The sequence below is a fragment of the Microbacterium sp. Ld4 genome, from assembly GCF_045066555.1.
GTDB lineage: Bacteria > Actinomycetota > Actinomycetes > Actinomycetales > Microbacteriaceae > Microbacterium.
Map to the genome: position 1 here is coordinate 618,453 of NZ_JBISHE010000013.1, position 12,260 is coordinate 630,712.

Consider the following 12,260-nt stretch of genomic DNA (forward strand, 5'->3'; position numbering starts at 1 on the left):
TCTAAAGCGGAAAGGGATCATGCGATACATCGAAGACGGCGGCCGGATCGTGTGGAGCGCGAGCGACCTCAAGGCGGCGGCCGAATGCGAGTTCGCGTGGCTGCGCGCGATCGACGCCAAGATCGGTCGCGTCGCCCCGGTCGACGACCCCGAGAACCTCACCCTCGAGCGGGCTGCGCGCCTCGGCACGCAGCACGAGCTCCGCGTGCTCGAGGACTACCGTCGCGATCATCCCGGCCGGGTCATCGAGATCGAGGCGGCGCGGTCGTCGGATGCCGTCGCCCTCGCCGCAGCCGTCGAGGCCACAGCCGCCGCCCTCGCCGACCCCGACGCCGCCGTCGTCTACCAGGCGGCTTTCGCGACCGACGAGTTCGTCGGATTCGCCGACTTCCTGGTGCGGGATGCCGCTGGGCGATGGATCGTCCAGGACACCAAACTGGCACGCCACGCCCGCGTCACCGCCCTCATGCAGCTCGCCGCCTACGTCGACCAGCTCGACCGACTCGGCGTCCCCCGCTCACCGGTCGTGCAGCTCCTCCTCGGCGACGGCACCGTCTCGGAGCACGCCGTCCGAGACCTCATGCCCGTCTTCGTCCTCCGCCGGGGCCGCCTCCGCGCCCTGATCGCCGACCGTGATGTCGCCGCGGGCGCCGCAGGCCCCGAGCTCGCCTGGGGCGACGAGCGCGGCCACCTGCGGGTCGTCGCGTGCGGTCGCTGCGCGACGTGCGATCTCGAGGTCGTCGCCCACCGCGACCTGCTGCTCGTGGCCGGCATGCGGCCCGTCCAGCGCGACCGGCTCCGCGCCGCGGGCGCCCTGACGATCGATGCGCTCGCCGCGGCGCGCGAGGCGCCGCCCCGCATGTCGTGGGACACCTTCACCGGCCTCCGCACGCAGGCGCGACTGCAGATCGAGAGCCCCGCGGGCGGCGTCGACGACGCGGCATCCGTCCCCGGTGCGGGCCCGGCGATCCCCACGTTCGACGTCGTGTTCCCGAAGGCGCTCGGCGGTCTGCCGCGCCCCGATCTCGGCGACCTGTTCTTCGACTTCGAGGGCGATCCGCTCTACACCGAAGGCCCCGCGAATCAGTGGGGCATCGACTACCTGTTCGGCTGGGTCGACATCCGCGAGCAATACACGGCGCTCTGGGCGCACTCGTTCGCCGAGGAGAAGGCGGCCCTGGAGCAGTTCCTCGACATCATCGCGCTCCACCGCCAGGCGCATCCCGCGATGCACATCTACCACTACGCCCCCTACGAGCCGACGCACCTGCTCGCGATGGCGGCGCGCCACGGCGTTCGCGAGGCCGACGTCGACCGGCTGCTGCGAGACGGCGTCTTCGTCGACCTGTACCCGATCGTGCGTCGCGCGCTGCGCGTCGGCTCGCGCTCCTACTCCATCAAAAAGCTCGAGCCGCTCTACATGGGCACCGAGGTGCGCACGAGTGATGTGCAGCGCGGCGACGACTCGATCGTCCGCTACGTCGAGGCGCGGGCGACCCAGAGCTCGGGCGACGCCGCCGCGGCGCAGGCCATCTTCGATGATCTCGCCGACTACAACCGCTACGACTGCGTCTCCACGCGCCGGCTGCGTGACTGGCTGGTCGACCGGGCGCGCGACGCGCAGCTGGTGCCCGCCCGGGAGCCAGACGCGGGCGAGACGGTCTACGAGCCGTCCCCGCGGGCGGAGCTGCTGGCCCGGCGTGCCGGCGAGGCGGCCGATGAGCCGACGGCCGCCGCCCTGCGCCTCGGCGCCGCGGCGATCGACTACTACCCGCGGGAGGCGAAGACGTTCTGGTCGACGCACTTCCTGCGCCTCCGCGAGCCCGTGTCGGTCTGGGAGGACACCCGCGACGTGATCGTGGTCGACCGTGACCGCTGCCGGGTCGTCACCGACTGGCACCGCCCCGAGGGCGGCCGCTCCGACCGTCGCATCGTCGAGATCCGCGGTGAGCTCGCCCCCGGCACCCGCCTCACCGTCGGGCAGAGCCCTTACGCCGTGTACGAGCTCCCGGCGCCGTTCCCCATCGACACGAGTCCTCGCTGGATCCACGCCGCGCGGTCGGTCTCCATCGTCGAGACCCTCGAGGACGGCGTCGTCCTCGAGGAGACCGCCTTCCAGGGCTTCACCTGGCAGGAGCTCCCCGTCGCGCTCACCCCGCAGGCGCCGCCGCGTGCCGGCAGCCAGCAGGCCGCGATCGACGAGTGGGCCGATGCGGTGCTGGACGCCGGCGACGGGCTTCCGCACGACCCGGCGAGCGACCTGCTCCTTCGCCGGCCGCCTCGCATCGCCGGGGCCGTCTCGGGCGCCGACCTGCCGCGCACCGGCGACGACATCGCCGACATCGCGAAGGCGCTCGCGGCACTGGGCGACGGCTACCTGGCCGTGCAGGGCCCTCCCGGGACGGGCAAGACGCACGTCGGCTCGCACGTCGTGGCGCAGCTCGTCCGCGAGCGTGGCTTCCGCGTGGGCGTCGTCGCTCAGTCGCACAACGTGGTCGAGCACATGCTCGATCGCATCGTCGCGGCCGGCGTGCCGCGCGAGCAGGTCGCCAAGGCGCCCAAAGCACCGGGGGCGGAGGCGCCCTTCACCGTCATCGCCAAGAACGGCATGGCCGCGTACATCGACGCGCAGCCGGCCGGATTCGTCGTCGGCGGCACGGCGTGGGACCTCACCCACGCCGGTCGCATCGCGCGCCGATCGCTCGACCTCCTCGTCATCGACGAGGCCGGGCAGTTCTCGCTCGCCTCGACGATCGCGGTCTCCGTCGCCGCGCGGCGGATGCTGCTGCTCGGCGATCCGCAGCAGTTGCCCCAGGTGAGCCAGGGCACGCATCCCGAGCCCGTCGACACATCGGCGCTCGGGTGGGTCATGGACGGCGCCGCGGTCATCCCGCCCGACCGCGGCTACTTCCTGGCACGAACGCGCCGGATGCGGCCCGAGGTCGCCGAGCCGGTGTCCCAGCTGTCCTACGAGGGCAAACTCGAAGCCCACCCCGAGACGGCGGCCCGGTCGCTCGAGGGTGTCGCACCCGGGGTCGTGCCGGTCGCGCTCACGCACACCCGTAACGCCACCCAGTCGCCCGAGGAGGCGGATGCCGTCGTCGATCTCGTCCGTGGGCTCCGCGGGCGCTCATGGCAGGACGGTGACGGCGAACGGCCCCTCGAGGGAAGCGACATCATCGTCGTGACGCCGTACAACGCGCAGCAGGTGATGGTCGAGGAGGCCCTCGTCGCGGCCGGTTTCGCCGACGTGCCGGTCGGAACGGTCGACCGGTTCCAGGGCCAGGAGGCGGCCGTCGTGATCGTCTCCCTCGCGGCGTCGTCAGGGCGCGACGCTCCGCGCGGGCTCGAATTCCTGCTGCTGCAGAACCGCCTGAACGTCGCGGTATCGCGTGCCATGCACACGGCGTACGTCGTCTACAGCACGGGGCTGCTCGACGACCTGCCGCGGACGCCCGACGGCGTCACACGGCTGAGTGCGTTCGCCCGGCTGGTGGGCGTGGAGCCTCAGACCGTTCCGTAGAGACGGTCTCCCGCATCGCCGAGACCGGGCACGATGTAGCCCTTCTCGTTCAGGCGCTCGTCGAGCGCGCCCAGCACGAGGGTCACATCGCGGTCGCCGACCTGCTTCTCGATCGCGGCGAGGCCCTCCGGGGCGGCGAGGATGCAGACGGCCGTGACGTCCTGCGCTCCGCGGGCGAAGAGGAAGTCGATCGCCGCGCCGAGCGAGCCGCCGGTCGCGAGCATGGGGTCGAGTACGAAGCACTGGCGGTCGCTGAGGTCGTCGGGAAGACGCTCGGCGTAGGTGTACGGCTCGAAGGTCTCCTCGTTGCGGGCCATGCCGAGGAACCCGACCTCCGCGGTCGGGAGCAGCTTGACCATGCCCTCGAGCATGCCGAGGCCGGCGCGGAGGATCGGCACGACAAGGGGCCGGGGCTCGCTGATCTTGACGCCGAGGGTCGTGGTGACCGGGGTCTGGATCTCGAACTCCTCGACGCGCACATTGCGGGTCGCTTCGTAGGCCAGGAGAGTCATCAGCTCCTCGGTCAGCTGACGGAACACCGGCGAGGTGGTGCGCACATCGCGCAGCACGGTCAGCTTGTGAGTGATGAGAGGGTGGTCGGCGACATGCACACGCATGCGTCCAGGGTACCGGGGCTACGCTGGGCGCGTGAGCCTGCCCGTCCGCGACGTCGATGATGCCGCGATGCAGCGGGCCCTCACCCTCGCCGATGAGGCGAGCGGCCACGGCGATGTGCCGGTCGGAGCGGTCGTCACGGGCTCGGACGGCGCCGTCGTCGGCGAAGGCCGGAACCTCCGCGAGCGTGACGGCGACCCCCTCGCCCACGCCGAGATCATCGCGCTGCGCGCCGCGGCATCCGCTCTCGGTTCATGGAACCTCACCGAGTGCACCCTCGTGGTGACGCTGGAGCCCTGCGTGATGTGCGCCGGGGCGATCCTGCAGGCGCGCGTCGGCCGGGTGGTCTTCGGAGCGTGGGACGAGAAGGCCGGCGCCGCCGGGTCGGTGCACGACCTGCTCCGCGATCGCCGGCTCCCGCATCGCGCCGAGGTCGTCGCCGGACTCCGCGCCGACGAGGCGGCGGGGCGCCTGCGGGCTTTCTTCGAAGCGCGCCGCTGAGCTCAGGCGCGTCGCACCCGGTCGTGGCGCTCAGCCCGTCGCGCCGCTGACGCACGGGCTCCGCGTCAGTCCCAGGAGCTCAAAATGATCGCCTCGGTGGGCGGCGCCGGATCGGCGGGCCGGCCGATGTAGCCGATCAGCTCCAGCAGTGCGCGGCGGAACTCGGCGGGCCGCTCGAGGTGCGGCGTGTGACCGACCCCGTTGAGGGCGAGCTCGCTGACCACGCCGCCGGCGTCGACATAGGCCTGCATCACATCGCGCGTCTGCGTCACCATCGGCTGCGCGGGGGCGACATCGGCGCCGGGCCAGTCGGGCGCGATGCCGAGCGAGCCGAGATGGTTGACGTCGCTGAACGAGGCGTCCGAGACGACCACGTCGGCGTCGCCGTGCACCCAGAGGATCGGGGGCTTCTCGGCGAGCGACACGATGCCCGAGGCATCGAAGCGCCCCGGTGCGAGCGCGTTCAGCACCCCGTTGCGGCCGGCGGCGAAGCCCGGCCAGTGCGGGCTCGGCACGGCGTCGCCGGGGTAGTTTCCGCTCGCGGTCGAGGTGGAGAGCATCGCCTCGACCCAGATGTCTTCGTGCTCGGATGTGTACCCCTCGGCCACGTACGCGTCGCGGAAGACGCTCCGCGGCGAGGTCGGCGCGGCATCGCTGGTGTCGCGCTCGCTCAGGCGGCGGACGAAGTCGTCGCCGGCGGCCCCGGCGCCGCACCCGGCGTCGTCGTCCGTGAGCCGCGATCCGTCGCGGCGGGTGCCGCCCAGGCCGTAGGGCGAGATCGGCGCCTCGAGGGTGAGGGACAGCACCGAGTGGTCGAGGGCGTACTGCATCGCGACGGCTCCACCCAGGTCCCACCCGACCAGGTGCACGGCGCCGAGTCCGAGATGGGTCAGCGCCGCGTGGACGTCGTCGCTGAAGTCGCGCACACCGCGGGACGCGTCGACCGGCATGTGCTCGGTGCCGCCGAAGCCGCGCAGATCGAGCGCGATGACGCGCAGCTCGGCGGGCAGATCCTGCATGAGTTCCTGCCAGATGAGGCTCGACGAGACGTTGCCGTGCAGGAGCACGAGCGTCTGCTCGGCGCTCGTGGCGTCGTCGTCGCCTGCGCGCTCGAGGAGGGTGACGCTCAGGCGGTCCGTGTCGATGAGCCGGGACGTGATTCCGTCGAGGAGAGTCATGCCCCCGATGATAGGCCGGTGTCCCTGAGCGTCCCAGTGGTCGGGGGGCACGGGTGACAGGATGGGGTCATGACGCACCACGCCCTTCCGTCCGTCGCCATTCTCGGAGCTGGATCGATGGGCGGTGCGATCGCCCAGGGCATTGCCCGTTCCGGTGAGGCCTCGTCGATCACGGTGACCAACCGCTCCGCCGCGAAGGCCGCCGAACTCCGCGGTCTGCCCGGTGTGACGAGCCTTGCGCTCGCTGACGAGCCGTCGGCGAACACGGATGCCGCAGCGGCATCCGACATCGTCCTCATCGGCGTGAAGCCCGGCATGGTGCCCGACCTCCTGCGGGAGATCGAAGGGTCGCTGCGTCCCGGCACGATCGTCGTCAGCCTCGCGGCCGGAGTGACCGTGGCGACGTTCGAGGCGATCGTCGGCGCCGGCGTCCCGGTCATCCGCTCCATGCCGAACACGCCCGCCGTGGTGGGCAAGGCCGTCACGGGCCTCGCAGCGGGGTCGACAGCGTCGGACGACGACGTCGCGCTCGTGCGCCGCGTCTTCGAGACGTGCGGCGTCGTCATCGAGGTGCCGGAGGACAAGATCGACGCCCTCTCGACGATCTCCGGATCGGGACCGGCCTACGTGTTCCTCCTGGTCGAGGCCCTCACCGAGGCGGCGCGGGGCAAGGGCTTCGACGAAGCAGATGCGCGGCTGATGGCGGAGCAGACGTTCATCGGCGCGACCGCCCTGCTCGAGGCCTCGGGCGATGACCCGGCCGACCTGCGACACCGTGTGACCAGCCCCAAGGGAACGACCGAACGGGCGATCGGCGTGCTGCAGACCGCCAACCTCGACGGACTCTTCTCGCAGGCGACGGATGCCGCTCTCGCCCGCGCCCGGGAGCTCGCCGTCGGCGCCTGACCGCCACGCAGCGCACGGTGACGGGTCAGAGGTCGCCGAGGGTGAGCGCTTCGGCCGCCTCGCGCTCGGTCGGGGCGAGCCGGTGGTCGGCGCGGCCGACGATGCGGTGCGCCGCCGCCAGGAGCGCCGCTGCGGCGGCGGCTCCACCTGCGGCGAGGGCGAAGGGTGCCCCGGCGCCGACTGCGGCCAGCGCGGTGCCGGCGGGAGCGCCGAGCGCGCCGCCGAAGAACCGGAGCCCCGAGTAGGCGGAGCTCGCGACGGCGCGCGGGAGCGACGTGGCAGCCATGGCGGCTTCGGTGAGGATCGTGTTCACGGCGCCGATCTCGATGCCGAGGAGCACGACCACCACGACCAGGAGGGGCCGGTTTCCCACGCTCGCGGCCGCGGCGGCGTGCGTGAGCGCGAACGCCACGAGGAAGGCGAACAGCACCGAGGTGACGGAGAACCGACGGGTCAGTCGCGGCGCGATCAGCACCCCCGCGATCGCGAGCCCCACGCCGAAGCCCATCATGACGAGACCGATGCCGATCGCGGGGAGCTCGAGCGCGTACGGCGTGTAGGAGAGGGTGATGAAGAAGCCCGCGTTGTACAGGAAGGCGACCACGCTGATCGCGAGCAGGCCCGGGTCGCGGAGAGCCCGGAACGGCGCCGCGACGGTGCTGCGCGCGGGGGCGTGCCCGGGGTCGCGCACCAGGGTCAGCAGCGCGACGACTCCGACGGCGAACAGCGACGCGGTGCCCCAGAACGGGGCGAACCAGCCGATCTGACCGAGGAGGCCGCCGACGAGCGGTCCGATGGCGAGGCCGATGCCGAGCGCCGCCTCGTAGAGGATGACGGCCTGCTCGTTGCGGCCGCCCGAGGCCGAGACGATCGAGGCGAGGGCCGTGGAGAGGAACAGCGCGTTCCCGAGGCCCCAGACCGCTCGCCAGGCGATCAGCGCGGCGACGTCGGGGGAGAGGGCGCATCCGATCGCCGCCACCGCGATGACGGCCAGGCCGAGGATCATGACGGCGCGTGAACCGATGCGGGTCGAGAGCCAGCTGGTGAAGAACATCGCTGCCGCCGTGACCGTCAGATAGCTCGTGAAGAGCAGCGATGTCTGCACCGGGGTCGCGTGCAGCTCCGCCGCGACCGTCGGGAGGATCGGGCCGACGAGGCCGATTCCCATGAACGCCACCATCGCCGCGAAGGCGATCGCCCAGACGGCGGGAGGTGCAGAGCGGAGGCTCGGGGTGACGGCGGATGTCTCGGTGCGGGGTGCTGTCGCGGTCATTCCTGCCATGATACACCAGTGTTTCACCTGTAAAGCATCGGTGTACTAATCTGGGATCATGACCGAACCCGAGGACTTCGTCGATCGCATCCGGCGAGCATGGGCGTCTGCGATGCCGGAGGTGGACACGTCGCCCATCGCGGTGTGGGGGCGGCTCCACCGGACGAGCGCCGTCGCGACCGCTCAGATCGAGCGGGTTCTCAGCGACAGCGGGGTGACCCGCTCGGAGTTCGACGTCCTGTGCGCCCTGGCGCGGACGGATCGCCCGCTCCGCGCGAGCGACGTGTCGGCGGAGACGATGCTCAGCGGTGCCGCCACCACCAAGCTCACCGCCCGGCTGGAGGGCGCCGGTCTCGTCCGCCGCGATCGCCTCGAGCGGGATGGGAGGGTCGTGCAGCTGTCGCTCACAGACGAGGGACGCGCGCTGGTCGAACGCGAACTGCCGCGGTGCATCGCCCAGGACGAGCGGCTGCTGGACGGCTTCTCGGCTCAGGATCGCGACGATCTCGCGCGGCTGCTGTCGCGGCTGATGGGCAACGCACAGCGCGGAGCGTGAGAGCTCAGCGGTCGAGCGACGCGAACCGCTCGATGTCGCTGTTGGTACCCGAGACGATGATCAGGTCGTGGTTCGTGACGACGGTGTTCGCCTCCGCGTAGCGGAACGGCTTGCCGGGACTCTTCACGCCGACCACGGTGACGTGGTACTTCGAGCGGACGCCGGATTCGTTGAGGCCCACGCCGCGGATGAAGCGGGGCGGGTACATCTTCGCGAGCGCGAAGTCGTCGTCGAAGCGGATGAAGTCGAGCATCCGGCCGCTCACGAGGTGGGCGACGCGCTCACCTGCCTCGCGCTCGGGGTAGATCACGTGGTTGGCGCCCACGCGGGCGAGGATCTTGCCGTGCGACTGCGAGACCGCCTTGGCCCAGATCTGCGGAACCTTGAGGTCGACGAGATTCGCGGTGATGAGGACGGATGCCTCGATCGAGGACCCGACGGCGACGACGGCGACCTGGAAGTCCTGTGCGCCGATCTGCTTGAGAGCATCGATGTTGCGGGCGTCGGCCTGCACCGTGTGGGTGACACGCTCCGACCACTTCTGGACGAGGTCGAGGCTCCCGTCGATCGCCAGGACGTCACGGTCGAGGCGGTCGAGCTCGCCGGCGCAGGCGGCGCCGAAGCGCCCAAGGCCGATCACGAGCACGGGGGCGTCGTTGCGCAGTTGCTCAACCAACGATGGGCCTTTCGACAGGCAGCGAGTAGTGCTGCGACCGGTTGGTCGCGGCTACGGCCGCGGCGAGAGTCACTGTACCAACGCGCCCCATGAACATCGTGGCCGCCATGACGTAGACCGCGGGGTCGGGAAGCTCCTGGGTGAGGCCCGTCGAGAGGCCGACCGTCGCGAAGGCCGAGACGACGTCGAAGAGCACCTCGTCGAGCGGCGCCTTGGTCAGGTGGGCGATCGCGATCGTGGAGAGGGCGACGATCGTGGCCCCCCAGGCGACGACGGAGAGCGCGACGCGCTGGACGTCGCTCGGGATCCGTCGCCCGAACGCGGACACGCTGGGGCGCCCCTTCGCCTCGGACCACACGGCGAGGGCGAGCACGGCGAGGGTCGTGACCTTGATGCCGCCCGCCGTCGAGGCGGAGCCGCCGCCGACGAACATCAGCATCGACCCGACGACCATCGACGACTCGTGCAGCTCCCCGATATCGACGACGGAGAAGCCGCCCGAACGCGTCATCGCCGACAGGAAGAACGCCTGGAAGGTGGTGTCCCAGGCGTCGAGGGTTCCGAAGGTGCGCGGGTTGCCGTACTCGAGGACGAGGAAGGCCACGGCGCCGAAGAAGAACAGGACGACCGTCGTGATGACCGTGAGCTTGGCGTGCAGAGTCCACCGGCGCAGATGCCAGCGGTGTCGCCACAGGGCGAAGATGACGGGGAAGCCGATCGATCCGAGGAAGACGCCCGCCATCAGGACGGTGAGGAGGAAGTAGTTCTGGGCGAAGGGGAGGAGTCCCTCGGCGTTGGGCGTGAAGCCGGTGTTCGTGAAGGCCATCGCCGAGTAGTACGGCGCCTCCCACAGGGCGGTCAGCGGGTCGACGCCGCTGGCGATCAGAGCCGGGTAGAGGAGGACGGCGAGAACCGCCTCGATCACGAGCGTCGACAGGGCGACCGTCGAGAGAAGGGCGCCTACCTCACCCAGCCGCACGGTCTGGCCCTCGTTCACCGGACCGCCGTGCGCGCGCATCGGGTTGCTGTCGCCCGCCGCGAGAAGCTTGGCACGGAGGCCGAGCCGCTTGGAGATGACGAGGCCGAGGATCGACGCGAGCGTCAGGACGCCCATCGCGCCGACGTTGACGCCGATGTAGACGAGGACGTGACCGAAGGGCGACCAGTGCGTGCTCATGTCGACCGTCGACAGGCCCGTGACGCAGATCGTCGACACGGCCGTGAAGAGGGCATCGGCCAGGGGCGTCGCCTGTCCCGACGATGCGGCGATCGGAAGGGAGAACAGCGCGGTGAACACGAGGATCAGCGCAGAGAAGATCAGAACAGCGAACCGGGACGGCGATGCCGTCGCCAGATCTTTGAGCCCGTGGAAGAACCGGTGATACCAGGCGGGGCCGCTGCGCGGAGCGCGCTCGGCGACGGTCGAGCCCGTCATCTCGCGCCCCTTCCTCGTTCGGATCGGTTCATGGTACTCCGGGAGCACCGCGGGCTAACCTAAGCACATGGCGGACATCTTCGACGTGATCGCCGACGGCACTCGTCGGGACATCCTGCAGCTTCTGCGCGAACGGAGTTCCTCCGGCGAGAGCGGGACGAGCGTGTCGCAGATCGTCGCCGAGCTCGGCGTGAGCCAGCCCACGGTGTCCAAGCACCTGAAGGTGCTGCGCGAGGCGGCGCTCGTGTCGGTGCGCGAAGAGGGGCAGCACCGTTACTACAGCCTGTCCCCGGCTCCCCTCGACGAAGTGGACGACTGGCTGCTGCCCTTCCTGGGCATCGACGACGACCCGGCCGAGTTCAGCGCGGGCCTGACCGAGGGCGCCGCACACGCCGCCGATGTGGTGGGGCGCGCTGCGGCATCCGCGAAGCACGCCGTCGCCAGCGTGCTCAACAAGCTGCCCGGGCGCTGACACCCCTCTGGTCACACGGGCCCCATCGGTTTACACGCGTCCCGCGAAGGCCCTACTGTGGAGGGATTCGCTCCAGGGGACAGGGGAACTTCGATGTCGGGCATCGCTGATGTGCGCTTTCTCACCGTCGCGGAGGTGGCGGAGCTGATGCGTGTATCGAAGATGACCGTCTATCGCCTCGTCCACTCCGGCGACCTGCCGGCCGTACGTTTCGGACGCAGCTATCGCGTGCCCGAAACCGCAGTCACCGAGGCCTTGCAACGGCCGATCGCCGACGTCGGTTAGACTGACCCGAGGCATTTTCACGTCGTGCCGCTCCCGGACGCGGAAACTGCGCGTCCAGACCCCTACTTAGTGAGGTTTTCCGTGGGTTCAGTCATCAAGAAGCGCCGCAAGCGTATGGCGAAGAAGAAGCACCGCAAGCTGCTTCGTAAGACGCGCCACCAGCGCCGCAACAAGAAGTAAGCGGCACCGCACACCTAGCGCCCCCGATCGGCTCTGTCGGTCGCCGGGGCGCTTCGTGTTGCGCTCATGACCCCATGCGGATGGGATCATGGATGCCGTGACCGCTCTGACACTCATCTCCAAACCCGACTGCCATCTCTGCGACGTCGCTCGGGAGATCGTCGACGCCGTCGTGGCGGATCTGCCCGACGGTGCCGTCGTGATCGAGGAGCACTCGATCGCCGACGACGCCGAGCTGCACGCGCGCTGGTGGGAGAAGATCCCCGTGGTCCTCCTCGACGGCGAGCTGCACGCGCACTGGCGGGTGTCGGCCGATCGCCTGCGCGCGGCGCTCGACGAGCGGATCTCCGCATGATCCGGCACGTCGTGGCTTGGAAGCTGGCCGCGGACGATGCCGACACCCGGGCGGAGCACGCCGCCGAGATCACCCGCCTGATCACGGGACTCGTCGGGGTGGTGCCGTCGATCCGTCAGCTGAGCATCGGACCGAACGTCGCGTTCCCCGACACGAACGCCGATGTCGCTCTCGTGGCCGATTTCGACGACCTCGACGGGCTGGACGCGTACCAGGTGCACCCCGCCCATCAGGACGTCGTGGCCTACGTGCGCAGCGTGGTGTCCGGCCGACTGGCCGTCGACTTCGAGGTCTGATCCGCGCCG

Annotated in this window: 14 protein-coding genes; 9 read left to right on the forward strand and 5 right to left on the reverse strand. The window is 70.7% G+C overall.

Annotated features, from left to right (window positions below; genetic code table 11):
* Positions 1-19 precede the first annotated feature (19 nt).
* Complete coding sequence (locus ACJJV7_RS13635) at positions 20-3,523, forward strand: TM0106 family RecB-like putative nuclease (RefSeq protein WP_405373884.1); 3,504 nt, start codon at positions 20-22, stop codon at positions 3,521-3,523.
* Here ACJJV7_RS13635 and upp read toward each other — a convergent pair.
* Positions 3,508-4,140 (reverse strand): uracil phosphoribosyltransferase, encoded by a 633-nt coding sequence (gene upp / locus ACJJV7_RS13640; RefSeq protein ID WP_405373883.1) that lies wholly within the window; start codon positions 4,138-4,140, stop codon positions 3,508-3,510. The genes ACJJV7_RS13635 and upp overlap by 16 nt on opposite strands.
* 67 nt (positions 4,141-4,207) lie before the next feature.
* On the opposite strand from upp, the gene tadA reads away from it, so the two are divergent.
* Positions 4,208-4,639 (forward strand): tRNA adenosine(34) deaminase TadA, encoded by a 432-nt coding sequence (gene tadA / locus ACJJV7_RS13645; RefSeq protein ID WP_405374917.1) that lies wholly within the window; start codon positions 4,208-4,210, stop codon positions 4,637-4,639.
* 65 nt (positions 4,640-4,704) lie between these two features.
* Here tadA and ACJJV7_RS13650 read toward each other — a convergent pair whose 3' ends face one another.
* Positions 4,705-5,817, reverse strand: coding sequence for an alpha/beta fold hydrolase (locus ACJJV7_RS13650; protein ID WP_405373881.1), 1,113 nt, complete (start codon positions 5,815-5,817; stop codon positions 4,705-4,707).
* A 69-nt stretch (positions 5,818-5,886) separates the two neighbouring features.
* Between ACJJV7_RS13650 and proC the strand changes: the two genes are divergently transcribed.
* Positions 5,887-6,723, forward strand: coding sequence for a pyrroline-5-carboxylate reductase (gene proC, locus ACJJV7_RS13655; RefSeq protein ID WP_405373879.1), 837 nt, complete (start codon positions 5,887-5,889; stop codon positions 6,721-6,723).
* A 25-nt stretch (positions 6,724-6,748) separates the two neighbouring features.
* On the opposite strand, the gene ACJJV7_RS13660 is transcribed toward proC, so the two are convergent.
* Positions 6,749-7,996 (reverse strand): MFS transporter, encoded by a 1,248-nt coding sequence (locus ACJJV7_RS13660; protein ID WP_405373877.1) that lies wholly within the window; start codon positions 7,994-7,996, stop codon positions 6,749-6,751.
* Between the two features lie 58 nt (positions 7,997-8,054).
* Here ACJJV7_RS13660 and ACJJV7_RS13665 point away from each other — a divergent pair, with 58 nt between their 5' ends.
* Positions 8,055-8,552 carry a MarR family winged helix-turn-helix transcriptional regulator gene (locus ACJJV7_RS13665; protein ID WP_405373875.1) on the forward strand — a complete coding sequence of 166 codons (498 nt, stop codon included), beginning with the start codon at positions 8,055-8,057 and terminating at the stop codon, positions 8,550-8,552.
* A gap of 4 nt (positions 8,553-8,556) precedes the next feature.
* On the opposite strand, the gene ACJJV7_RS13670 is transcribed toward ACJJV7_RS13665, so the two are convergent.
* Together ACJJV7_RS13670 and ACJJV7_RS13675 are read right to left on the reverse strand one after the other, a co-directional pair.
* Positions 8,557-9,228 (reverse strand): potassium channel family protein, encoded by a 672-nt coding sequence (locus tag ACJJV7_RS13670; RefSeq protein WP_405373873.1) that lies wholly within the window; start codon positions 9,226-9,228, stop codon positions 8,557-8,559.
* Complete coding sequence (locus ACJJV7_RS13675; RefSeq protein ID WP_405373871.1) at positions 9,221-10,663, reverse strand: TrkH family potassium uptake protein; 1,443 nt, start codon at positions 10,661-10,663, stop codon at positions 9,221-9,223. The genes ACJJV7_RS13670 and ACJJV7_RS13675 overlap by 8 nt, the downstream gene beginning before the upstream one ends.
* 67 nt (positions 10,664-10,730) lie before the next feature.
* Between ACJJV7_RS13675 and ACJJV7_RS13680 the strand changes: the two genes are divergently transcribed.
* The 5 genes from ACJJV7_RS13680 (at position 10,731) to ACJJV7_RS13700 (ending at position 12,251) form a co-directional block, all read left to right on the forward strand.
* Positions 10,731-11,135, forward strand: coding sequence for an ArsR/SmtB family transcription factor (locus tag ACJJV7_RS13680; protein WP_405373869.1), 405 nt, complete (start codon positions 10,731-10,733; stop codon positions 11,133-11,135).
* Positions 11,136-11,228: 93 nt separating this feature from the next.
* Positions 11,229-11,420: a helix-turn-helix domain-containing protein gene (locus tag ACJJV7_RS13685; RefSeq protein ID WP_405373867.1), complete on the forward strand. Its 192-nt coding sequence runs from the start codon at positions 11,229-11,231 to the stop codon at positions 11,418-11,420.
* Between the two features lie 81 nt (positions 11,421-11,501).
* Positions 11,502-11,600: a 30S ribosomal protein bS22 gene (locus ACJJV7_RS13690; RefSeq protein WP_003792170.1), complete on the forward strand. Its 99-nt coding sequence runs from the start codon at positions 11,502-11,504 to the stop codon at positions 11,598-11,600.
* Positions 11,601-11,697: 97 nt separating this feature from the next.
* Entirely contained in the window at positions 11,698-11,955 is a 258-nt protein-coding gene (locus ACJJV7_RS13695; protein WP_405374915.1) for a glutaredoxin family protein, read from the forward strand.
* The gene (locus ACJJV7_RS13700) at positions 11,952-12,251 is read left to right on the forward strand and encodes a Dabb family protein (RefSeq protein ID WP_405373841.1); all 300 of its coding nucleotides are present in this window, start codon (positions 11,952-11,954) and stop codon (positions 12,249-12,251) included. The genes ACJJV7_RS13695 and ACJJV7_RS13700 overlap by 4 nt, the downstream gene beginning before the upstream one ends.
* The last annotated feature ends 9 nt before the right edge of the window (positions 12,252-12,260 follow it).